Here is a 22,484-nt window from a genome sequence, read left to right on the forward strand (position 1 = left end):
CAGATAAACACAGATGAGACACGGATAAAAAATCTGTGCAAATCTGTGTCCCATCTGCGGCTATTTTATTACATCCAGTGACTTTCTTTGATATTTAGGCAGGAACTTCTTTCTTGCGCCGTTTTCAAACTGAATGATGGCAACAATCTCGTCTTCATTAAAATCACATTTTTCAATTACGCCATAACCGTAATCATCGTGATAGATTTTTGTGCCCTTCTTATATTTTTCTAAAATTTCCTCTTCCTCTGGAGTATGAGAAGAAGAATGAAGGTCAAACTCAGAACCTTCAATTTTCTTACCGATGCCGGCAAAGCGTTCCTGGGCGGCAACTTTCTTAATGCTGAAAGGCACCTGACCAATCATTGTGAAGGCAGAGGCTGATTCACAGATAAAAGGACTAGGTCTCATAAACTGAGGAGTTCCATACATATAGCGGCTCTGACAGCTGGTAACGTAGAGTTCGTTTCTGGCTCGGGTTACGGCAACATAAAAAAGGCGGCGTTCTTCTTCAAGCTCTGCACCAGTTTTATCCATTCGCGGGAAAATTCCCTCTTCAAGACCAGTAATAATTACCTTATTGTATTCCAGCCCCTTTGTATTATGAATTGTGATAAGGGTAACCGCATCCTCACTGACTTCGCCGTCTGAAAGTTCCAGAGTCCGGTCAAGATTGATTGCATCAAGGAATTCAGTAAGGCCTTCAATCGAACATTCATAAGGGCCGGCAGAGTTTACAAGTTCTTCAAGGTTTGCAAGACGCTGGGTTCCTTCAATTTCATCACTTGCCTTGTGATATTCGTCCAGGCCTGAAACTTTTATTACCCGCTCAATGAATTCAGAAAGATGAGATTCTGTTTTAACAGCCTCATTTTCAACTTCAGAAGTTCTTTTTACAAGGAAGCCGTCCAGTTCATCAAAGATTTTACAGAAGGCTTCGGCACCTTCACGAGCTTTTTTAGAAAGATCATGAGCTGCACTGCGACAGGCTTCAATCAGGTTTGAATAAATTGGAGAACCGTCAGCGGCAAATTCCACCGCGTTTTCCATTATTTTATCCTGAGTCTTTTCGCCAAGGGCGCGAGCCGGCTTATTTACAACACGGCGGAAAGAAATTTCATCACGCGGATTGGCGCAAAGTGAAATATAGGCAAGGGCATCCTTGATTTCTTCACGCTCATAAAATTTCAGGGAACCGACTACAAGGTAAGGGATTTTCCTGTGCAGAAATTCTTTTTCAAAATTAAGGGACTGGGCGTTGGTTCGGTAAAGAATTGCCCAGTCTGAATATTTGGAATTACCCATTACAGACTTAGAAATCAAGTCTCCGCAGAAAACTGCCTCGGAATTCTGATTATCCAGAAATGCTAAAACCGGCGGAGTTCCTTCCCCTCGGTCTGCAACAAGAGTTTTTCCCAGGCGGTTCTGGTTTTTGCTTACAACCAAATCTGCTGCGTGAAGGATTTTTCCTGTCGAACGGTAATTACGCTCCAGGCGGATAATTTCAGTGCCCGGGAATTTCTTTGGGAAAGAAAGGATGTTTTCTACTTCGGCGCCGCGGAAATGGTAGATTGACTGGTCATCATCACCAACGACGCAGACATAATTCGAACATTCTGACTCACCGTCCCCGTAGCCCGAAAGTTTTTGCAAAAGCTTATACTGGGCAATGTTTGAGTCCTGATACTCATCCACCATCACGACCTTAAAGCGCGAATGAATGTAGTCTGCAATTTCAGGGTTTTCGTCCATTACGCGGACGGGAAGCTGAATCAAATCACCAAAATCAGCGTTACCGGTTGCACGGAGTCGCGCCTGATATTTTTTATAGATGTCGTTTAAATCAAATTCACTGCCAATACAGCTCAAATCATCTTCCGGGAAAAGGCAGTAGTCTTTTGCAAGAGAAATCTGATGAGCGGCAAGTTTGGCTTCTTTTTTTCCAAGTTCAGGCACAGCCTTTTTTACCAGAGTTTCCATGTCGCCGTCATCATAGACTGTAAAGTTCGGATCAAGACCGGCTTTTTCTGCATATTTTCGAAGGAACCAGGAGCCGAAAGAGTGAAAGGTTCTTATCTGAGCGGAAGCAGCGCGCTCGTCCATGGCGACGGCACGTTCACGCATCTCATTTGCTGCCTTTTTGGTAAAGGTTACGGCAAGAATAGACCAGGGATCGATATTTTTTTCGCCAATCAAATAAGCAATTTTTGTAGTAATTACACGGGTTTTACCGGAACCGGCTCCCGCTAAAATCAAAAGAGGACTACCTTCATGCTTTACAGCCGCAAGCTGCTCTTCATTTAAGACAGAAAGATATTTTTCTAAGGTTTCGGTCATAGAGTACCCCTAGGAAATAAACTTTAATTCTGAATCTTTCGGAAATTCCTTTACAAGAGAAAGAAAGCGGGCATCCAGGTCTACGCCTGTGCTGGCAAGAATCTGAACTTTAATCACGTTGCCAGGCTGAACGGCAGATTTTTCTGCTTCCAAATCCAGGTCATAACGGATAACGATGCTGCCGTCAACTTCAGGAGCCTGAAACCAGCCGCGGCCAATTGCAAGTCCTTCTGACGGGTCTGAGTCAGCTCCTGTGCCGTCTCCACCGTCAGTGCCGTCAGCCCCGGCATTAATTACTTCTTCAACAAGAACATTTACAGTCTGGCCGACAAAACGAGAAAGTCTTTCATTTGTAATTTCAGTCTGCAGTTTTACAAGGGCGTCTGCGCGAGCCTGCGCCACTTTAGCCGGCACGCGGGGCTTCATACTCCAGGCAGGAGTGTCTTCTTCGCGGCTGTAAGGGAAACAGCCAGACCAGTCAGGCTGAATAGCCTTAAGGAAAGTCTGGGTATTTTCTGCGGCCTCGTCGCTTTCGCCAGGGAAGCCGGCAAGGAAGGTTGTACGCAGCATGCAGTCAGTAAGTTCTGAGCGTATTTTTTCTACAAGCTCAATGTATTTTTTCTGCGAACCAACCCGGTTCATTGCAAGGATTGTCTTATCATCACCGCTCTGGAAAGGAATGTCAAAGTAATGAACAAAGCGGCTGTCTTTTTTCATCACAGAAAGAATGTCTGTATTAAAATGGTCAGGATGAATGTACAAAAGGCGGACGATAAAATCACCTTCAAGCTCGCTGATTTTTTCAAGCAGCTGGCACAAAGGAGAGCGGACAGGATTTAAGCCCGCACGCATTTCCTTATCTTCTTCTCCGCTACCATATGCTGCCAAGTCCTGTCCAATCAGATTGATTTCGTAAACGCCCTGCTCTGTAAGTTCCTTGATTTCTGAAATGATTGACTCCATAGGGCGGCTTCTAAGCTCACCACGAATCAAAGGAATGGCACAGAAAGAACAGTGATTTGAACAGCCTTCGGTGATTTTTACAAAGGCGCTGCCCTTAAAGTTCATAAGATTTTTACGCTGTCCGGCGCTTACACCGCACTGGTCAAAAGTCTGAACTGTACGCTGACCACCGCTTACTTTTTTCATAAAGCCAGCAATCTTTGAAAGGTCACCGTTTCCAAATACACCGTCAAGTTCCGGCATAGACTCAAAAAGGTCGTTTGCATAGCGCTCTGCAAGACAGCCTGTAAGCACGATTTTTGAGTCCGGATAAGCCGACTTTACATCATAAATTGCGTCGATAGATTCTTTTTTTGCGGACTGAATAAAGCCGCAGGAATTAATGAGGATAAAATCAGCTTTATCTGCATCAAAAACCTGAGTAAAGCCCTCTCTTTCCAGAAAGCCTGACATAATTTCACCGTCAGTCTGGTTTTTGGCACATCCGTGCTGATCAATAAAAAATGTGTGTTTAGTCAAGTTCAATAACCACCAGTTTATATTTGCCGTCGGTATCTTTTATCCACTTGATGTCTTCTACCTGTACCTGTCCGGCTGCGCCCATATCCAAATCATAAGAGCGCGAGTTTGCGATTACAGAGAATTTTACAGCGTTACTGTTAGAAATCCAAAGGCGGATTCTGTTGTGAGGTGTAGCCGTAAATACATCTCCTTTGGCAAAATATCCTTCAACAGAGTTTGCATTGTCTACGCGGTCTCGGAAGAGACATGAATCGCGGAAGCTTGCATTGATTGTAAAAGGATAAGCTCTGTTATCTTCTATAAGAGTACGCTGGATTTTCTTAAGATTTACGTCTCCAACTGATTCAATTTCTTCCATATCAGAATCACTCATGCCGCTTGCCTGGGCAAGAGCACCGTGACGAAGCAATACGCTTACTTCAGCACCGCGGGCTTCATCAGTCTTGGAAATGTCAGAAACGTAAACAATCATATCTGAAACATTATCGCCGTCAACATCAAGCTCAGCTTCTTCTGAAAGTTCTACGTAATAGGTTCCGCTTGGCATTGCAAGGCCGAAAGTTCCCATTGTACTGCTTACAGTTACAACAATCGGATTGTTATTGTCAGAAGGAACCAGGAACTGGTCTCCCTTATATACTCGCTGGAAGAATTTCTTGTCTGAAAGTTCAAATACATTGCTGCGTTTTGCGCCTGAAACCAGAACATTGTCATCCGAAACCTTGTATTTTTTTACAATCAAAAGGCCGGAAATAATTCCGATGATACAAACCAAAAGGGCAATAGGAATTAATATAGGAAGAATATTTCTTGTCGGATTAATCGGTTCGTAAAGTCCTTCCGGAACACCAGATTCCTGAAGTTCCTTATTATGATAAAGCTTAAGAACATATTCAGGATCAAGATCAAGATAAATTGCATAGTTGCGCAAAAATCCCTTAAGATAGGCGCTTCCCGGCAAAGCTGAATCATCTTCCTCTTCAAGTCCGATAAGATAACGTTTTTCTATAGAAATTTCGTGAGCAATTATATCAAGGTCACCGTTTTTAGCTTCGCGGGTTTTCTTTAGCAATTCTCCGTAGCTTTCCATCTTTTACTCCGAGAACAAGAAGTTGTTGTAATTGTTTGCAGAAGAAGGCGCATCGTAAATAAAGCGCTGGTCTGTAATATTCTGATTGAGTTTGTAGTCGTAAAAATCAAAAACAAAAGTCTCGCCTTTTGGAGTAACAGCTTCTACACGACGGATAAGCTTTGTAGCTGCATTTACACAGATTTTGATTGAACGAAAGGCTTCTGCCGCAGTTTTTCTGGTGAGTACAAATTTAACCACCATTTCATCAGATTCTGCATCAAGCGGCTCAGCATTCTGGCCTGATTCATAGGCTACAGTGTAATAGCGACTCAGCAGTGATAATCCCTGAGGGGTTGCAAGTGTATTGGCAGAGTTTCCGCTTGTGCTTACATCCTGCTGAAGGATGGCATTTTCCCTTGGAAGATAAATTGTAAGGGTATCACCATTAAAAACAATTACCTGATCTTCCGGATTTGTATAATCCATTCGGATAAGGTCAGGTGATTTATAGGAAAGTTTTCCCGCAGATTCGTTTTTATCAATCTTGATTTCAAAATCTACTTCGTAATCTTTAAGAGTGCCGTAATATTCAGAAATTGTCTTAAAATAAGCGCTCGCAGTTGTAATGCTCTGGGCAAAAAGAGAAGCTGCAAAAGAAAAAGCAAGGGCTATAAATAATTTTTTCATAGCAGATATTATATATTATTCTCTATCTCCTTACAATGCTGTTCACCCTTAACAATTTCGTAGAATTCCTTGCCGTCCATTGTTTCAACTTCCTTAAGGCGATTGGCAATGTATTCAAGAAGCTCCTTGTGTTCTGTGAGAATTCCAAGTACGTGCTCGTAGCGTTCGTTCATAATGCGGGCAATTTCTTCATCAATGAAGTTCTGAGTCTGCTCTGAGAATTCGCGGACAAGATTAGGTTCGCCGCCGCGGTTTCCAAGAACGCCCTTACCCAAAGTCATGTTCTTGAACTTATCGCTCATACCGTAAACTGTAATCATATCCTTGATGATTGCGGTTGCACGGGCAATATCATTTGAAGCGCCTGTAGAAATATCGCCAAGGATGATTTCTTCGGCAGCGCGTCCGCCAAGACAAACGTCTACTTCATTCATCATGTCCCTGCGGGTCATGCAGAACTTTTCTTCATCTTCTTCACGGTACTGGGTATAGCCGCCAACTCCATGAGAACGAGGCACAACCGTAATCTTGTTTACAGGAGGATGATCTGGAGTAAAGGCACCTACAAGAGCATGACCTGTTTCGTGTACAGAAGTAAGGCGCATCTGCTTTTCGTTGTCCTTGCGGCTCTTCTTTTTAAGACCGATGCTTACCTTATCGATAGCATCATTAAAATCTTCCATAGTAACTTTCTTACGGCCATTGCGGACTGCAAGCAGGGCGGCCTCGTTTACAACGTTTGCAAGGTCGGCACCGGCAAAACCAGTTGTTCCGTGAGCAATAGAAGAGAAATCTACATCATTATCAAGCTTAACGTTCTTTGCGTGAATCTTAAGAACTTCCTCGCGTCCCTTTACATCAGGCTTTTCAACAGGAACCTGACGGTCAAAGCGGCCAGGACGAAGAATTGCAGGGTCAAGAACGTCAACGCGGTTAGTAGCGGCAAGAACGATAAGACCCTTGTCATTGTCAAAACCGTCCATTTCAACAAGCAGCTGGTTCAAAGTCTGTTCTCGCTCATCATTGCTTGAGAAACCGTTTGCGCGTGATTTTGCGAGGGCATCAATTTCATCAATAAAGATGATACAAGGAGCCTTGTCGCGGGCCTGACGGAAGAGGTCTCGAACACGAGAAGCACCAACACCAACGAACATTTCAACAAAGTCAGAACCGGAAATACTGAAGAAAGGAACTCCAGCTTCACCTGCAACAGCGCGGGCAAGAAGAGTTTTACCGGTTCCAGGGTCACCTACCAGCAATACGCCCTTTGGAATTTTACCACCAATATCAGTGTATTTTTTAGGCTGTTTAAGGAAGTCTACAACTTCCACAAGCTCGTCTTTTGCTTCATCAACACCGGCAACATCAGTAAAGCGGGTTTTGATTTTACCTTCTTCAACAACCTTAGCGCGGCTTGAGCCAACATTGAAAATGCTTCCCATACCACCGGCACCGCCTCCCATCTTTCTAAAGAGGAAGAAGTACATCAAGAAGATAATTCCAAACGGAATAATCAGATTGATTAAAAGCTGCATTAAATATGAATTCTGTTTTACGACAAACTTATAGCGGACACCTTTTGAATCCAGAAGTTCAATAAAGTTTCCCATAAGAACGGCAGCAGTTTTATAAACACGGCCAGTTTTCTGAGTCACTGGGAAAAGCTGAATTCCCTTAGGAGCTGAATTATTGTCGCTTACACGCTCAGGGCCATATCCTACAAAGTAGTTTTCGCCGATTTCAACAGAAATAATCTGTCCGTTTTCCACCATTGCGCGGAAATCAGAATAGTCAATCAAACCATCTGATTTTGAGAAAACAAACATATCCATTACTGCCAGTCCAAAAAGGATTACAAGCAAAATCGGCCAGAAAGGAAATCTTCCGTCGCCGCGGCGTTTATTGCTCTTTTTATCTTTATCATCTTCAACTCCGGCAAATTTGAAAAATTTGTACGGATCATTTTCATCATTTTTTTCGTTCTTGTTGTTCAGGTTCTGATCTTCTGCCATCGTAATTTCCTAATATAATAGAATAAATATACAAAGAAAATCTGATTTTTTCCATAAAAAAATATCTAAAGTATAAAATTAAGCTGCCGAAGATTTAATCGATAAAGTATGTAAAGCTAAAAAAAGCTTTGCTATCGGACATGGCGGGCTCCGACCGACCCGCCTCCACAGGAGGTATTATGGCATATCAGAACGCATATTCTGCATATCAGAAAAACAACGTTACCACAGCAAGCCAGGGACGTCTGGTTGTACTGCTTTATGAAGGCGCAGTAAAAAATCTGGGCGGAGCAATCAAGCTTTTTGAAGCAGACGGAAGTGTAAAAGCGCAGAATATCGAACAGTTTGGAAAATTTATTCAGAAGGCGCAGGCAATTATCACAGAACTTCAGGTAAGCCTTGACATGGATAAAGGCGGAGATATAGCAAAAAACCTTATGGCACTGTACATTTACTTTAACCAGCAGCTTCTTGACGGTTCCATAAAAAAAGATAAGGCAAAACTGGAAGAAATTTATAAAATGCTGAACGATCTTCTGGAATCTTGGAGAACTGTTGCAAACAGTACGGCAAATGCCCCTGCTGCACAGGTCCGAGGCGCACTGAACATTCAGGGATAACCCGGGGAAAATTTTATGAAAGAACTTACACAGGAAGAATTAAACGAAAGGGTGGCAATTTTACGCAGATTCAGAACTTTGCTTGAACAGCAGAGGGGGAAATTCCGCGAATATCTTACTGTGCTCGAAAAACAGCAGGACTCTATTTCCAATGAAAATACTGAAGCCCTGCTTGCCCATACGGAACTTGAACAGCAGGTTGTAAAAAATCTTATGAACCTGCAGAAAGTTATTGTCCCTATGCGTCAGATGTATCATTCGGCAGCGCCAAGTGAGGAACAAGATAAGGAAATTTATGCCCTTCAGGATGAATTGTCTTCACTTCAGGAACGCGTTCTTGCTCAGAATAAAATCAACCGTGATTTACTCCGCGTACATCTTGGACAGATTAAAATGCAGCTCGCAGGCCTCAAAAATCCTTACAGAAACCTTACCAGCGTTTACGCTCAGAAACAGCCTGTCAGCCAGATGGTTGAAGTTGAGGCTTAGGCAGGTGTTAGGTTTCAGGTGCTAGGTACTAGGATGAAAGTAGCGATAGTTGTGGCGTTTGAGAAAAACCGGGGTATCGGGAATAAAGGACGGATTGTTTGGGATTTTCCCAGCGACCGCGCCTATTACAAAACGCTGACTTTAGGAAACTTTGTAATTTTTGGCAGACGTACCTTTGAGGAATTTGGAAGAGCCTTGCCAGGACGCATTAATATAGTAGTTTCTTCCACAAAAAAATTTGAAGGCGAAAATCTTTACACTGTAAAAAATCTGGAAGCCGCAATCGAACTGGCAGAAAAAATTAATTCTACAAACGAGATTCTTCCTGCTCGCCCGCAATTCCTTCTGCCAAATCCGGCAATTTTCATTTGCGGTGGCCAGAACATATACCGCGAAGGCATATCCCTTGCACAAACAATCTACACAACCCAAATCGACGCCGACTACGCATGCGACGCCTTTTTCCCTGAACTTCCGAATGAAAGCTTTAAAATAGAAAATGAAAGTTCCACGCTTGAAAAAGGCGTAAAACTTTCATTCATCACTTACAGCAGATAATTATTTCTTATATTCTGCAAGTATCTTTTCAGCTTCATCTTTTGGCAAAATTGTAACCACATATGCGGTCTTTGATTCTTCATCATAAAAAGAATTTTTTACGCTGTACGGAATTTTTATGTTTGAAAAAGTATCAACAGCGCCAAAGAAAGAAGATTCTACTTCTCCATTCTCTGAGTTTTCCTGACTTACAGATTTTTTTGACTCAGAACGAACCTGAACATCTGCCGAAAGACTTAATTTTATCTGGCTTGCGGCAGTAATTTCTGCAATTTTCAAGGCAGAATCTTTATCAGCATGAGTTTTCTTCGCTGAACCATAAATGTAGTTATCATCAGCTTCAATAAAATCAGAATACCATTCAGGAGGATTTCCCTTTGGAGTATTCTGAGGCTTTTTTCTGTTTCGCTTGAAAGATTTTTTTACCCCAGAATCTTCTGTGCTTTCTTTTGAAATCTTATTCATAGACTGAGTACCGCGGGTTCCGGAAAAAGAAATCTCTTCAGATTCGCCGGACTGACCGGTTCCTGAGTTCTGTGTGATTGTTCTCAGCTGAATCTGTCCGCTAGGATCAACTTTTCCATAACTCTGGTTTTTACTTGAAACAACCATCTGCGAAAGGCCTTTTACACCGGAACGCACTGTCATTTCAAAGCCGCAGTTTATGACACCGTCTGCATTTACAATTGCAGGCCAGGTTTCAAAATCATCATCCTGTTTATCTTCATATTCCCAGATATAAAGACCGTCTTCAATTCTTACCTTCTGCTGGCGCTCTGTTCCGTTATCGGTCATTGTAAAATCACCGTCGTACTTTTTTGAAGCGCGGGATGCAGGATCTGAATAAAGGAGTGTTCCTTTTATGGCAATCTTTAAAATCTGGGAATTTTCTTCGTAGTATCCCTGAAAGAAGAATTCACCATTGCGTCTTAATCTTCCGCTGATTGACGGATTATCCGGGCTGGTAACTTTTCCAGTAGAAGAAACCGAAAGCAAAATTCTTGTTTCCGGTTCAATAAAACTTCCGTCTTCTATATAAACCGCATTACCAAAAGATTTTTTCAGGATATCCTGATAGGCTTCCATTCCATAACTCTGATACATAGCCACAAGTTCTACGCATTCAACATAGCGCTCAAAATCGTAGGAATAAATTCCGTCTTTTGGAAAAGTGTTTTTTGAAGCTCCGTAGGCAGGAACAGTCAAAAGAAAAGCAGCCAGCAAGGCAGCAGAAAATGATTTAAGTAATAACAATGGTGTTTTTTTCATTTGGTCTTCCTGAAACTACAGTAACTGATAAACCCAGATTGAAGCGATTCCCTGAGGCTTTGGACAATCCATAAAGATGAATTTTGGAGAATATTCAACAATGGTTCCCTCTTCAACTTCAAAAATTGCATTACGCCAGCGGTTTTTACCATCGTGTTCAACATTTGCAGGGAAACGCTGTCCGTTAAGCTTCAGTTCAAGAGTCTTATTTTCTGAAATTGCATCAGTACGAATGATGATTAAAGTTTTTCTGCCTTTTATAACATTCTTAAGATTGAATTCAAGAAGAGTGTTTTCCAGATGAACAACTGTATCATAAACTAAAATTCCATCAGGATAGTAGAAAGATTCTTTTGTTTTTGAACTCTTCGATTCGTAACCTTTTCCCTTACCTGACTGAACGATTCTGTGGTTTTCAATAGATTCCTGAGAATTAAAATTGATTGTATCAACAAGAGTAAATTTTTTGCCTTTGTACTGAAGGATTCTTGCAAGGTTAGAACTTTCAGAGATTTCTTTCTTTTCATCAAGAGCAACCTGTGGTTTTTCCTGAACTTTTTCAGTACTTACAGTAACATCAACCTTAACATAAGCGCCGCCGTCAGCCAAAGAATCATTATATTTGTAGCCGGCAAGAACGTGCTTAGCCTTCAAGCCTTCAGGAATTTTATAATCCTTGAAATATTCATCAAGTCTTTCGCAAGCCTTCTTTTCAGCGGCATCGCGGGCCATATCAAGAGAATAAATCTCATCAGTTACCTTTACAAATTCGCAGGCAGTATAAGTTCTGTCGATAAATGGAACCCAGGCGCCGTCAGCATTCTTGCGGGTAATTTCAGTTTCTGTAAAAGTAAGTTTGTTTGAGAACCATGATGGAGGAAATTCTTCACCAGAAAGATTTACGCAAAGCGCAGTAATTAATGAGACGATTAAAGCTAGTTTTTTCATTTTCAGTTCCTTTTTTTTAGTAATCAATTTCTTCTACAGAGAAACCAGAGTAATCATATCCAGAAGCTTTTGGCATAACGACTGATTCGCAAATCTTCATTGCAAGAACTTCTTTAAGGAACTGTGTTGATTCATCATTATCATCAACTTTTCTGATTGCAGCATTGAGCTGTGCATCGTAAAGGTTTCTGTTCATTGTGAAAACAACATAATATGTATATTCGTCAGTGTAGTCAGCTTCAGAAGTGATTTTCTTTACGCCAGGCTTCATTGTGCGGGTTTTAATCCAGTAATAAGAATCTTTTGTAAGACCGTTCAATGTAAGGTTTGTCATTGATGTTGAGTAAATTTTGGCAGCGCGAGTTTTTGTCTGTTCATCAGCATCTTTTGCATCAAGTTCTGCGATTACAGCCTGAGCAACTGTCTGTTCAATAGAAGAAGCAACTTCTGCGCGAACATCAATCTGATCTGTCCATGCTTTTAAGAAGTCAAGGTCAGAACCCTTATTCTGAAGGATGAAGATAGCATCTTCTTTATCAATTTCCAGTGATTTGCGTACTTTTTTCTGAGAACCTTCACCGATTGCAACAACCCATGCAGGAATTTCAGATCCGAGAGCCTGTCCCTGATAGTCTACGACAACAGGAGTTCCAGCCTTCATTTTAGGAGCTTTTCCCTTAGGCGCAGCAAATAAAGAAGCGCTTACCATAGCAGCCAAAACTGCCATACAACAAATTTTCATAGTTTTTTTCATGTTTTCCCTCTTTTGAAATATATTAACTTTCTTGCACTATAACAATTATTTTATAGATAAACAATGCTGAAACAAGTCAGTTGACATTAAATCCCGCCTCTATTTACTATATGAAACATGAATCTTCTCTCTATTAATAATCTTGCGAAAATCGGGCGGGAAAAGCCGCTTTTTACGGGAGTTACATTTGGAATTCAGGAAGGCGAAAAGGCAGCCCTGATTGGACGAAACGGAACCGGAAAATCAACTCTTTTGAATACGATTGCAGGAGTGTTACAGCCTGACGAGGGAAGTATTACTATCAACCGGGAATGCGGCGTTTCTTTTTTGCCGCAGAACCCCACTTACAATCCGGAAGATACAATCCGCGAGCATATTTTTAAGAGCAATTCCCCAAAACTAAACACAATCCGCGAATATATGGATGCCTGTGCGGCGCTTGGTGATGATGAAAAATCGCAGAAGGCCTACAACGCCGCCATGGAAAAGATGGACAAGCAGGAGCTTTGGAATTACGAAGCTCAGATTTCTTCGATTTTGGGAACTCTGGGACTCCACGACCTTACCCGCAAAATGGGTACTCTCAGCGGCGGAATGATTAAAAAGGTTGCTCTGGCACAGGTGCTGGTAGAAGACACAAAGCTTCTTCTACTCGACGAGCCGACTAACCACCTGGACATCAGTACAATTACCTGGCTGCAGAATTACCTTCACGATATGAAGCGTTCGCTTTTGATGGTAACCCACGACCGCTGGTTCTTGGACGCTGTCTGCACCAACATTTACGAACTTGCGCGAAACAAACTCAAACTTTACGAAGGAAACTATTCCAAATACCTTGAAAAAAAGGAAATGGAAGCAGAAATTGAAGAAAACACCGAACGCAGAATTGAATCTGTTTTGCGATTTGAGCGTGACTGGCTGCTTCGTGGCCCATGCGCCCGCGGAACAAAAATTAAGGCACGAATCCAGCGCGACATGCAGCTTATCAACCGAGAAAAATTTGCCGCAGACAAGGGCTTTACTTTTGAAGTAAAAGGAAAACGCCTGGGCGGAAAGGTTCTGGAACTTCACAACATAAGTAAATTTTATCCTAAAGGATTCGCTGGGGCAGAAACCACAACACCTGTCATCAAGAATTTTTCTTACAAGTTCACCAAAGGACAGAAAATCGGTATTTTTGGTGATAACGGCAGCGGAAAATCTACCTTTTTGAACATAGTTACAGGCCAACTTGCACCGGACACCGGCAATGTGGAAGTTGGCGTGAACACAAGCTTTGGCTACTACACTCAGAACCCAGTGTTCAAAGACACCTCCCTCACAGTACTTGAATATATTAAGGAAACTGCCGAGCGCATGACCTTAAACGAAGGAAAAAAAGAAGTAAGCGCAACAAAGTTTCTGGAAGAATTCGGTTTTGAAGGCAAAATCCAGCACAGCATGGTGAGCACTTTGAGCGGCGGCGAGCGCAAACGCCTTTATCTTGTTCGACTTCTGCTCCAGAATCCTAACTTTTTGATTCTGGACGAACCGACCAACGACTTTGACATTTTTACAATGAACATCCTTGAACAGTTTTTGATGAACTACGAAGGCTGTCTCTTACTCGTAAGCCACGACCGCTACTTTATGGACAAATGCGCCGACACACTCTTTATTCTGGAAGACGACGGCAGTATCTCAGGTTTTGTTGGTAAATGCAGCGAGTATGTGGAGTATAGAGAAGAACAAAAACAGTTAAACCGTCAGCAGACTGCGAAGCAGGATGCTGATGTTGCCGTTAGAGAAGCAAATAATGTAAAAGAGATTACGACGGCAACAAGCTTAGGAGCGCAGGGGGAGACTTCCCCCTCCCCTAAGAAAAAGCTTACATTTAAGGAACAGAAAGAATTCGAGCAGCTTGATGCCGCAATTCCAGCCCTTGAAGCCGAACAAAAGGAACTGGAAGCAAAAATGGGTTCCAGCAATTTTGAAGAAGCACGGGCTGCCGGCGACCGCTACAAAGAAATTGCCGCTCAGCTGGAAGAAAAATATGCGCGCTGGGAAGAATTAGCAGCGGTAGCGATGTAAAAAAGGAATTGGAAAATGACAGAAGAAGAATTAGACGAATATTTTATCTGCACGCTGAAAAAAATCCTTGTGGAAGTAAAAGAGTGCAAGGATTATGTAAAAGACCTTCATACGCCTGAATACGACGAAATCAATGCCGACTACGACGAGCAGATTGAAGAGCTTTCTTCTATTTTGAAAGAAGTTTCCAGCGTGGACGATCTGGCCCAGATGGACGAAGAAACCATCACCGCTGTTTACGACTTTATTGCCGACTATGCAGACAACTTTTTAATTGCGCCAGACGGCGAGCAGCAGGAAAAGGACTGGGCAGAATACGACAAGCTGGAAGAACTCCTCGATTTGTTTATGGACACCGAGGAGGAAGAGGTTTGAGGTTCTAGGTGTTAAGTTCTAGGTTTGACGCTGAGTTTTCTTCTCGAATTTAGTTTTCGTATCACGCTGCATCCTAGTACCTATAACCTGGCACCTATAACCTGAATTCCTTTCCTTCGCAGAACATCTTTTCAAAGTCGCGGCGGTCTAGCGGAATGTTGGCATCGTAACGGCGCTTCTGGACGTCAATTTCTTCAAAAGACCATTTGCGCCCCTTATTCATGCCGGGACAATCGGCGGCGCATTCATTCCAGGTTTTGTTATCGGCAAGCATCCAGCTCCAGAAAGGATAGGTTGAACACTGAACCGGGCGGGCTTCGTAGGCAGTACAGCCTGCGCCCCACAAAATGCAGTCATAATTATCTTGTTCCAGCAGGGCAAGAACCTGAGTTCCGTAATAATAATCTGCCCAGCGGCAATACTTGCGGGCGAAATCAACTTCGCTCATATCAAAATGAGTGCAGAGAGCTGTTAAATCGCGGTGAGAAAGATAAACAAAGCCAGGAGAATGGCCGCAGCAGAAAGAGCAGCGCTGGCATTCAAAATTAAGGCCGTTTTTATAAATACAGTCTGACATATATTCCTCAATAATAGCCACAGATGGGGCACAGATAAACACAGATAAGTTTTTTTTTATCCGGATTTCTATTATACTATCACATTATGCAGGAAAAAACTCGTGCTCCAAGAAACAGAACTATATCACTTTCAAACGAAGAAATTCCGGAATTAAAAGGGCGCCTTGTAAGCCCGGATGCAGTTAACGCCACAGCCCCGGAAAGTTTTTTGAACCGCACGATAAATGCAGATTTGATGGAAGCCCTTCCCCGCCTTCCTGATGAGTTTGCCGACCTTATAATCATTGACCCGCCTTATAATTTGACCCGGAACTTCAACGGACTTCATTTTAATGCCCGCTCCGAAGAAGCTTACGACGAATATCTTGCAAGCTGGTTTCCACAGGTGTGTAAAAAGCTTAAGCCAACCGGCTCGCTTTACATCTGCGGCGACTGGAAATGCACATCTGCCCTTCAGAGGGCAGTTCAGAAAGAACTTACAATATTAAACCGAATTACCTGGCAGAGGGAAAAAGGCCGGGGTGCAAAATCAAACTGGAAAAACGGAATGGAAGACATCTGGTTTGCCGTAAAAAATCCCGACTACTACTACTTTGACCTTGAAGCCGTAAAAATCCGCCGCCGGGTAATCGCACCTTACAAGCAGGGTGGCGAACCAAAAGACTGGAAGGAGACAGAAAGCGGCAACTTCCGCGACACCTGCCCTTCTAACTTCTGGGACGACATAAGCGTGCCCTTCTGGTCCATGCCGGAAAACACCGACCACCCGACACAAAAGCCCGAAAAGCTCTACGCCAAGCTGATTCTTGCAAGCAGCCGTCCCGGGGATATGGTCTTTGATCCATTTTTGGGAAGCGGCACCGCAAGCGTGGTTGCAAAAAAACTGGGCCGGCACTGGTGCGGAGTAGAACTCAACGAAGAATACGCAATGCTGGCAGAAAAACGCCTTGCCCTCGCCGACTCAGACACTTCAATTCAGGGCTATTCCGACGGCGTCTTCTGGGAACGCAACACTAACAACCTCATAAAGGCAACAAATGCGAAAAACCGCCCGTAATTCAGACTTTCCCCACATCTACCTGATGATGAATAAGCCTCTTGGCGCCGTTTGTGCCACCGCCTCAGATTCGCATCCCCTTGTTTTTTCTTTTCTGGATGATGATATGAAGAAGCAGGCATCTTCTGCCCCTCGCGGCTGCCGTTTACACACGGTAGGGCGTCTGGACGCTAACAGTTCCGGCCTGCTTCTTCTGACTACCGACGGCTATTTTTCCCACCATATCACTGCGCCGGAATCTGCCATAAAAAAAACATACCTTGTGACCCTAAAAACGCCGGTGCCCACTCACCAGCAGCAGCTTTCATACACCACAGCTTGTGCCGCGGGGCTCACCCTTCCCCCAGACCGCAAGGCCCCGGAACAAAACTCTGCCCCTGCCCAGCTTGAATGGCTGACTCCAATTCAATGCCGCATCACCGTCACCGAGGGCAAGTTCCACGAAGTCCGCCGCATCTTTCTGGCGCTGGGCAACGAAGTCACCGCCCTGCACCGCCTTTCAATCGGCAGCCTGCAGCTGGACGAAAATCTCGCCCCCGGCCAATGGAGAAAGCTTACTGAAGAGGAAATAAGAAGTTTCGACACGTATGAACACAGATAAGCACGGATAGGACACAGATAAAGAAGTCAAAAGTATCCGTGTCGCATCCGTGAACATCCGTGCTATCCGTGTCTAAAAAATCCATCTGCGGCTAAAAAATCACTATATTTTTATTAATTTACAATAAAACTTCCGCTCACATAAAATTCATTCTTTTCTGGAGTCAGGACAAAGCCGTTTTCAGACTTAGTAAATTTACAATCCGTTACGCCTTGAACCTCAAAACCGTGAAGACAGATTTTATTCAAATCGGAAGCCTTAAATTTCAAGATAACCTTATTATCACAAGCTTCTTTTTCTACAGTCAGAGCCGAAAGTTCTTTACCGTCGGAATCTAAAATCTGACCTTTTATCGGGTCAGAACAATTACTGCTTATGAAAAGGTTCCACTCGCTCTGCTTTTTGTAGTCGTAATCAGGGCGATTTTTTTCATTTCCAAACGGAATGATGCTGTTCTCCTTTACAAAGACAGGCAGACTGAAATAATCGTAAGTATCTGTAATCCATCTGTTTCCACTGTATTTTTTACCGGAAATCAAATGGGTCCACTGACCTTCAGGAAGGTAGAAAGTCTGAGGAACAGGCTGTCCGTCCGGAGATGGCGTAAAGACAGGGGCAACAAGAATCGAATCTCCAAGCATATACTGACGGTCAAGGTAGGCGCAGTTCAAATCATCTTCAAACTCAAGGTGCATCGGCCTCATAACAGGGATGCCAGTCAGGTGAGCGTTAACTGCCAGACTGTAGATATAAGGCATAAGGCTGCACTTCAAATTTGTAAAGAATCTTAATACGTCGCAGGCTTCGTCGTCATATACCCAGGGCACTCTGTAAGATGAAGAGCCGTGAAGTCTGCTGTGGGAAGACAAAAGGCCAAATGCTACCCAGCGCTTGTATAAGTCGGCGCTGCCGGTATCTTCAAAACCACCAATATCATGACTCCAGAAGCTGAAGCCGCTGTCCATCAAAGAAAGTCCTGCGCGAAGGCTTTCTGCCATGGAAATAAACTGGCTTGTACTGTCGCCGCCCCAGTGAACAGGGAATTTCTGGCCGCCCGCAGTTGCGCTTCTGGCAAACAAAATTGCTTCCCCCTTTCCTTTTTCTTTTTCCAGCAGGCTGAAAACACATTTGTTGTAAAGATATGTGTAAAAATTATGCATTTTTTCAGGATCAGAACCGTCAAACCAGGCAACATCATAATTGTTATCGCGGCTTGGGATTCTTTCGCCAAAATCAGTTTTAAAGCAGTCTACTCCCATATCCAGAAGGGCCTTTAATTTTGCCTGATACCATTTGTAAGCATCAGGATTTGTAAAATCAACAAGTCCCATTCCTGCCTGCCACATATCCCACTGCCAGATACTGCCGTCTTTATTTCTCAAAAGATAACCTTTTTCTGCGGCTTCAGCAAACAAAGGCGACTTCTGGGCAATGTAAGGATTTATCCAGACGCAGATTTTCAATCCTCTTTTGTGCATACGTTCAAGCATTGCAGCAGGGTTTGGGAAAACGTCTTTATCCCACTCAAAATTGCACCATTCAAAGCCCTTCATCCAGAAACAGTCAAAATGGAAAACTGTCAGCGGAATATTGCGGTCTGCCATTCCGTCAATGAAGGAAGTTATCGTTTTTTCATCATAATCTGTCGTAAAGGATGTTGTAAGCCAGAGGCCAAAACTCCATTTTGGAAGAAGAGGGGCCCGACCTGTAAGTTTTGTATACTTTGAAAGGACTTCTTTCTGATTTCTTCCATATATAATTATATATTCCAGCTCCTCGTCCTGAACGGAAAATTGAACGCTTTCAACTTTTTCACTGCCGGTTTCAAAGCTGACCTTGCCCGGATGATTTACAAAGACTCCGTAATTTTTGCTTGAAAGGTAAAACGGGATGCTTTTATAGGCAATTTCACTTGCAGTGCCCCCATCCTCATTCCAGGTTTCAACTACCTGCCCGTTTTTCACATAAGGAGTGAATCTTTCGCCAAAACCGTAAATCAGTTCGCCGACATCAAGTGAAAGTTCCGTCACGATATAGGCATTGCCGTCCCGATGCTTCATGCGGGAAATTCCCTTGTTTCCCGTCTTAGTAAGGGCTTTTCCTTCCGCAAAAAATTTGAGTTCAGGGGAGCCTTTTTCCACGCAGAGACTCAAAAGCCCTGAAGAAATTTCAGCTTTCTGGGAGTCACAGGAAACCTGCACTTTTCCGGATTTTTTGAAATCAGCGGCTTTTTCAAAAGCAGGACCGCCTTTTTTCTGCCCGGCATAGCCTGTAAGTTTTACGCTCAAAGTGTCTTCCATGATGCTTGAGCATTCAACAGTCATCATTCCGATATTGAGGGTGTCTCCCCGGCCTTCAATTTTTTTATAAGGCATGTAGAGGGTAAGGGTATCTTCAGCTGCCTTTATTTCGTATAAATCACGGGCATAATTTGCATTATACTCAGGTTTGGTAACCCAAAATCCGTTTGTAAATTTCATATTTTACCTACCTCACTTTTTTTATCAGCCTTTTACGGCGCCTGCTACCAGACCTTTAATGATGTGCTTCTGGAAAATCAGGTAAATCACAAGAGCCGGAATGATTATCAGAATTGCGGCTGCCATAATATTCTGCCATTCAGATTTGTACTGGCCCATAAAGCTGTAGGCTGCCAGCTGCAGGGTCTTTGAACTCTTGCTGCCGCCGATTATCAAAAGAGGAAGCAGGAAGTCATTCCAGATCCACATGACATTTACAACGATTACAGAAGCGGTAACCGACTTCAAAAGAGGGAAAATCACCTTAAAAAAAAGAGGGAGCCCTGTGCAGCCTTCAATGATTGCGGCTTCTTCCAGTTCGTAAGGAATTGTTTTTGTAAATCCCTGATAAAGGAAGATTGCCATAGGAGTTCCAAGTCCCCAGTAGATTATTCCCAGCCCCGGAAGGCTGTTTGTCATCCCAAGCTTGCGGGCAATAACGACAAGGGTAATCATAAAAGACTGGAAAGGAACCATCATAGGCATAATGCAGTATAGGAAGCTGAGGCGGCTGTAGCGGCTTTTATTTCGCGCCATTTTATAGCCGGCCATTGAACCAAGAAGAACAATTCCTCCAACTCCAATCACAGTTACCAGAAGAGTATTTATAAAAACTTTCGGGTAGTTCATGTCGCTGAAAACTGTCGCAAAATTCTTGAAAGTCAGCTTCTTTGGCCAGGAAAGGACATCCGTCATAATTTCGTTATAGCTTTTGAAAGCATTCAGAACCATCATTCCAAGCGGAGAAAGATAGATGATGACAAGAAGAGTCAATAAAATGAGGATTGCCGTATTTTTATATGTATTTTTCTTAATTTTCATGATTCAACTTCCTTACTTTTGAAGAATTTCACCTGAATTACAGAAATTGTGCAGACTATGATAAAGAGAACTACACTCTTTGCGCTTCCGTAACCAAAGTTGTTGTTATTAAAGGCAGTATTGTAAATATCAAGGGCAATCGGAGTAGTCGCAACTCCAGGACCGCCGCCTGTCAAACTGAAAATCAATTCAAACATCTTCATTGAGTTTGCCACTGAATAGAACATACAGAAAGAAATTGACGGCATTATCATTGGAAGGGTCACAGAAAAAAGACGTCGCACAGCCCCTGCCCCGTCAATCAAAGCGGCTTCAATCAATTCATCAGGTACAGACTGAAGACCCGCAATATAAATAATCAGGTAAAAGCCCAGGCCCTGCCATACGGAAACAAAAATAGTCGTAACGACGGCAAGTTTTGAATCACCCAGCCAGCTGAGGTTCCAGAAACCCATTCCTGTCAGAGAGCCAAAAGCTTCGAAAACACGGATACAGATGAATTTCCAGATAAAACCGATGATGATTAAACTGATGATATTTGGAATATAAAAAGCCATGCGGAATGCGCCTTTAGCCTTTATATCTCTTTCCAGAAGAAGGGCAAGCAGAATTGCCAGAGCATTTATGAAAATGACAACAAAAAATGCATACAAAAAAGTAAAAGCAAGAGCGTGAACAAATGACGGATCATCTGTCAGCAGTTTTATATAGTTTTTTAATCCTGTGAATGATGTATGTTTCGAAATTCCGTTCCATTTACGAAATGAATTGTAAATGCACATTAAAAAAGGAATCCCTACAAATAAAGTGATAAAAAAAACTGAGGGTGCCGCGAACAAAGCAAAATCCTTCGCTTCATGTGACAGATTCTTTTTTTTCATAATTATACCTGTGATTTTTTTTAATAAATTGAGATGAACTTGAGGCGTCCCCAAAAAGGACACCTCAAGAAGGATTTAATTACTGAGCATCGTATGCATCAATAAACAAGCGTGAAAGCGCAGCTTTTGTTTCAGCACGGCTGGCTGTTCCTGCAACATAATTCTGGAAAGCAGTTCCGAACGGCTGTTCAATTCCATCAGGACCTTTGAAAATCCACCAAGGACAGGTGATTTTTGAATCCTGTGCTACCACAGTTTCTTTTGCAAGCTGAGTGTCTGGAGCAGCGGCGCCGGCAACCGGAGAAATCTGCTTGATTACAGAAGGAATCCATGCCTTTCCATATTCTGATGTTGTAAGCCACTTTAAGAAGTTAAGAACTTCTGCGCGGTTCTTTGATTCCTTGTAAACTCTGAAAGTAAGGTTAGATTCAACTGCAACTACAGATTTTCCGTCTTTTCTAGGAGCCTTCAAATATCCGATATCAATATCAGGATTAATGGCTCTGATACTTGCTTCGGCCCAAGAGCCCTGGTGAATGATTGCAACTTTTTCTGTCGCAAAATCAGAAACCTGCATATCGAATGTAGATTCCATTGGTTTGTTTCCGCCGTATTTCTTAATCAAATCAAGAAGATCAAGGACGAAATCAATCTGAGGAAGATCGCCGAATTTGATTTTCTTAGCTTCTACATCTTTGAAGAGAGCCTCGTAATCTCCGTTATAGGCATCACTGATAGAAGGATAGGTTGTCTGAGGAAGTACCCACCACTCTGCAAAACCTGTGCTGAAAGGCTGAACTCCGATTGCTTCAAGTTTCTTGCAAACTTCTTTGTATTCATCAAGAGTTTCAGGCAGCTTTGAAATTCCTGCCTTTGCAAAAATCTTCTTGTTGTAGATAAATGAGTGAGACTGAACGAGGAATGGATAACCTGTAACGTGACCATCGAGAGTTACGCTGGAAAGAATGGCTGACTGCACGTTTTTCATAAAAGGCTCGTTTTCAAGATTATATGAATAATCCTTGAAAACCTTGTTGTCATTGTAGGCACTTGTAAGGAACATATCAGGAATATCACCTGAATTAAGGCGGGTCTTCAAAACAGTCTGATAATCATTCTGAAGAATATCAGCAACGATACTTACACCAGTCTGCTTTTCATATTCTGCAAAACACTGCTTGTAAGCCTCTGTAAGTTCCGGACTGTTCAAAAGGAAGGTCAGTTCCTTTTTTGCATTCGTTTTTTTTGCAGCTGTTGTTTTTTCATTGCAGGAAGTCATACCGATAAGAGCAGCTGTAATCATCCCTAAAAATAAACCTTTACCAATCAATCGCTTCATAAAATCCT

The 22,484-nt window shown here is 42.8% G+C and carries 20 protein-coding genes; 7 read left to right on the plus strand and 13 right to left on the minus strand.

All coding sequences use genetic code 11. The features are described 5' to 3' along the window. Positions 1-60: 60 nt before the first annotated feature. Genes T530_RS0104295 through ftsH form a run of 5 tightly spaced genes read right to left on the minus strand, consistent with a single transcriptional unit; the run spans position 61 to position 7,593 of the window. Complete coding sequence (locus T530_RS0104295; protein ID WP_027727965.1) at positions 61-2,337, minus strand: ATP-dependent helicase; 2,277 nt, start codon at positions 2,335-2,337, stop codon at positions 61-63. A 9-nt stretch (positions 2,338-2,346) separates the two neighbouring features. Further along, positions 2,347-3,819: a 30S ribosomal protein S12 methylthiotransferase RimO gene (gene rimO / locus T530_RS0104300; RefSeq protein ID WP_027727966.1), complete on the minus strand. Its 1,473-nt coding sequence runs from the start codon at positions 3,817-3,819 to the stop codon at positions 2,347-2,349. Then, on the minus strand, positions 3,812-4,912 hold the full coding sequence (locus tag T530_RS0104305; RefSeq protein ID WP_027727967.1) for a RodZ family helix-turn-helix domain-containing protein: 1,101 nt from the start codon (positions 4,910-4,912) through the stop codon (positions 3,812-3,814). The genes rimO and T530_RS0104305 overlap by 8 nt, the downstream gene beginning before the upstream one ends. 3 nt (positions 4,913-4,915) lie before the next feature. Continuing rightward, positions 4,916-5,581, minus strand: coding sequence for an outer membrane lipoprotein carrier protein LolA (locus T530_RS0104310; protein WP_027727968.1), 666 nt, complete (start codon positions 5,579-5,581; stop codon positions 4,916-4,918). An 8-nt stretch (positions 5,582-5,589) separates the two neighbouring features. Beyond that, the gene (gene ftsH / locus T530_RS0104315; RefSeq protein WP_038073634.1) at positions 5,590-7,593 is read right to left on the minus strand and encodes an ATP-dependent zinc metalloprotease FtsH; all 2,004 of its coding nucleotides are present in this window, start codon (positions 7,591-7,593) and stop codon (positions 5,590-5,592) included. 179 nt (positions 7,594-7,772) lie between these two features. Here ftsH and fliS point away from each other — a divergent pair, with 179 nt between their 5' ends. From fliS to T530_RS14640, 3 genes are read left to right on the plus strand one after another with little or no spacing between them, the layout of a single operon-like run. Beyond that, positions 7,773-8,213 carry a flagellar export chaperone FliS gene (gene fliS, locus T530_RS0104320; RefSeq protein ID WP_027727970.1) on the plus strand — a complete coding sequence of 147 codons (441 nt, stop codon included), beginning with the start codon at positions 7,773-7,775 and terminating at the stop codon, positions 8,211-8,213. Between the two features lie 15 nt (positions 8,214-8,228). Further along, positions 8,229-8,702 carry a hypothetical protein gene (locus T530_RS0104325; RefSeq protein ID WP_027727971.1) on the plus strand — a complete coding sequence of 158 codons (474 nt, stop codon included), beginning with the start codon at positions 8,229-8,231 and terminating at the stop codon, positions 8,700-8,702. 33 nt (positions 8,703-8,735) lie between these two features. Beyond that, positions 8,736-9,260 (plus strand): dihydrofolate reductase, encoded by a 525-nt coding sequence (locus T530_RS14640; RefSeq protein WP_051537817.1) that lies wholly within the window; start codon positions 8,736-8,738, stop codon positions 9,258-9,260. Here the strand turns inward: T530_RS14640 and T530_RS0104335 are convergent, their stop codons facing one another. The 3 genes from T530_RS0104335 to T530_RS0104345 are packed head-to-tail and all read right to left on the minus strand — an operon-like array spanning position 9,261 to position 12,204. Then, on the minus strand, positions 9,261-10,529 hold the full coding sequence (locus tag T530_RS0104335; RefSeq protein ID WP_027727972.1) for a hypothetical protein: 1,269 nt from the start codon (positions 10,527-10,529) through the stop codon (positions 9,261-9,263). 15 nt (positions 10,530-10,544) lie between these two features. Continuing rightward, positions 10,545-11,477: a hypothetical protein gene (locus T530_RS0104340; protein WP_156011533.1), complete on the minus strand. Its 933-nt coding sequence runs from the start codon at positions 11,475-11,477 to the stop codon at positions 10,545-10,547. 16 nt (positions 11,478-11,493) lie between these two features. Continuing rightward, the gene (locus T530_RS0104345) at positions 11,494-12,204 is read right to left on the minus strand and encodes a hypothetical protein (protein WP_156011535.1); all 711 of its coding nucleotides are present in this window, start codon (positions 12,202-12,204) and stop codon (positions 11,494-11,496) included. A 144-nt stretch (positions 12,205-12,348) separates the two neighbouring features. On the opposite strand from T530_RS0104345, the gene T530_RS0104350 reads away from it, so the two are divergent. Next, positions 12,349-14,304 (plus strand): ABC-F family ATP-binding cassette domain-containing protein, encoded by a 1,956-nt coding sequence (locus tag T530_RS0104350; RefSeq protein ID WP_027727975.1) that lies wholly within the window; start codon positions 12,349-12,351, stop codon positions 14,302-14,304. 15 nt (positions 14,305-14,319) lie between these two features. Then, positions 14,320-14,679: a hypothetical protein gene (locus tag T530_RS0104355; RefSeq protein ID WP_027727976.1), complete on the plus strand. Its 360-nt coding sequence runs from the start codon at positions 14,320-14,322 to the stop codon at positions 14,677-14,679. A 94-nt stretch (positions 14,680-14,773) separates the two neighbouring features. Here T530_RS0104355 and T530_RS0104360 read toward each other — a convergent pair whose 3' ends face one another. Continuing rightward, entirely contained in the window at positions 14,774-15,256 is a 483-nt protein-coding gene (locus T530_RS0104360; RefSeq protein ID WP_027727977.1) for a YkgJ family cysteine cluster protein, read from the minus strand. Positions 15,257-15,342: 86 nt separating this feature from the next. Here T530_RS0104360 and T530_RS0104365 point away from each other — a divergent pair, with 86 nt between their 5' ends. Continuing rightward, entirely contained in the window at positions 15,343-16,314 is a 972-nt protein-coding gene (locus T530_RS0104365; RefSeq protein ID WP_027727978.1) for a DNA methyltransferase, read from the plus strand. After that, positions 16,295-16,915, plus strand: coding sequence for a pseudouridine synthase (locus T530_RS13485; protein WP_051537818.1), 621 nt, complete (start codon positions 16,295-16,297; stop codon positions 16,913-16,915). Before T530_RS0104365 ends, T530_RS13485 begins: the two co-directional genes overlap by 20 nt. Before the next feature lie 113 nt (positions 16,916-17,028). On the opposite strand, the gene yicI is transcribed toward T530_RS13485, so the two are convergent. From yicI to T530_RS13495, 4 genes are all read right to left on the minus strand, one after another. Then, positions 17,029-19,395, minus strand: coding sequence for an alpha-xylosidase (gene yicI, locus T530_RS13490; RefSeq protein ID WP_051537819.1), 2,367 nt, complete (start codon positions 19,393-19,395; stop codon positions 17,029-17,031). Positions 19,396-19,419: 24 nt separating this feature from the next. Beyond that, positions 19,420-20,256, minus strand: a complete 837-nt coding sequence (locus tag T530_RS0104380) for a carbohydrate ABC transporter permease (RefSeq protein WP_038073637.1) — start codon at positions 20,254-20,256, stop codon at positions 19,420-19,422. Beyond that, complete coding sequence (locus T530_RS0104385; protein ID WP_197018239.1) at positions 20,253-21,038, minus strand: carbohydrate ABC transporter permease; 786 nt, start codon at positions 21,036-21,038, stop codon at positions 20,253-20,255. Before T530_RS0104385 ends, T530_RS0104380 begins: the two co-directional genes overlap by 4 nt. A gap of 178 nt (positions 21,039-21,216) precedes the next feature. After that, positions 21,217-22,476 (minus strand): ABC transporter substrate-binding protein, encoded by a 1,260-nt coding sequence (locus T530_RS13495; RefSeq protein WP_051537820.1) that lies wholly within the window; start codon positions 22,474-22,476, stop codon positions 21,217-21,219. Between the last annotated feature and the right edge of the window lie 8 nt (positions 22,477-22,484).

This window comes from Treponema sp. C6A8, from assembly GCF_000619925.1.
GTDB lineage: Bacteria > Spirochaetota > Spirochaetia > Treponematales > Treponemataceae > Treponema_D.

Excerpts from the sequence above, each read along its gene's own strand:
- T530_RS0104295 (WP_027727965.1), bottom strand. The coding sequence starts at position 2,337 with ATGACCGAAACCTTAGAAAAATATCTTTCTGTCTTAAATGAAGAGCAG.
- T530_RS0104305 (WP_027727967.1), bottom strand. The coding sequence starts at position 4,912 with ATGGAAAGCTACGGAGAATTGCTAAAGAAAACCCGCGAAGCTAAAAAC.
- T530_RS0104310 (WP_027727968.1), bottom strand. The coding sequence starts at position 5,581 with ATGAAAAAATTATTTATAGCCCTTGCTTTTTCTTTTGCAGCTTCTCTT.
- ftsH (WP_038073634.1), bottom strand. The coding sequence starts at position 7,593 with ATGGCAGAAGATCAGAACCTGAACAACAAGAACGAAAAAAATGATGAA.
- fliS (WP_027727970.1), top strand. The coding sequence starts at position 7,773 with ATGGCATATCAGAACGCATATTCTGCATATCAGAAAAACAACGTTACC.
- T530_RS0104325 (WP_027727971.1), top strand. The coding sequence starts at position 8,229 with ATGAAAGAACTTACACAGGAAGAATTAAACGAAAGGGTGGCAATTTTA.
- T530_RS14640 (WP_051537817.1), top strand. The coding sequence starts at position 8,736 with ATGAAAGTAGCGATAGTTGTGGCGTTTGAGAAAAACCGGGGTATCGGG.
- T530_RS0104335 (WP_027727972.1), bottom strand. The coding sequence starts at position 10,529 with ATGAAAAAAACACCATTGTTATTACTTAAATCATTTTCTGCTGCCTTG.
- T530_RS0104340 (WP_156011533.1), bottom strand. The coding sequence starts at position 11,477 with ATGAAAAAACTAGCTTTAATCGTCTCATTAATTACTGCGCTTTGCGTA.
- T530_RS0104345 (WP_156011535.1), bottom strand. The coding sequence starts at position 12,204 with ATGGCAGTTTTGGCTGCTATGGTAAGCGCTTCTTTATTTGCTGCGCCT.
- T530_RS0104350 (WP_027727975.1), top strand. The coding sequence starts at position 12,349 with ATGAATCTTCTCTCTATTAATAATCTTGCGAAAATCGGGCGGGAAAAG.
- T530_RS0104355 (WP_027727976.1), top strand. The coding sequence starts at position 14,320 with ATGACAGAAGAAGAATTAGACGAATATTTTATCTGCACGCTGAAAAAA.
- T530_RS0104360 (WP_027727977.1), bottom strand. The coding sequence starts at position 15,256 with ATGTCAGACTGTATTTATAAAAACGGCCTTAATTTTGAATGCCAGCGC.
- T530_RS0104365 (WP_027727978.1), top strand. The coding sequence starts at position 15,343 with ATGCAGGAAAAAACTCGTGCTCCAAGAAACAGAACTATATCACTTTCA.
- T530_RS13485 (WP_051537818.1), top strand. The coding sequence starts at position 16,295 with ATGCGAAAAACCGCCCGTAATTCAGACTTTCCCCACATCTACCTGATG.
- yicI (WP_051537819.1), bottom strand. The coding sequence starts at position 19,395 with ATGAAATTTACAAACGGATTTTGGGTTACCAAACCTGAGTATAATGCA.
- T530_RS0104380 (WP_038073637.1), bottom strand. The coding sequence starts at position 20,256 with ATGAAAATTAAGAAAAATACATATAAAAATACGGCAATCCTCATTTTA.
- T530_RS0104385 (WP_197018239.1), bottom strand. The coding sequence starts at position 21,038 with ATGTGCATTTACAATTCATTTCGTAAATGGAACGGAATTTCGAAACAT.
- T530_RS13495 (WP_051537820.1), bottom strand. The coding sequence starts at position 22,476 with ATGAAGCGATTGATTGGTAAAGGTTTATTTTTAGGGATGATTACAGCT.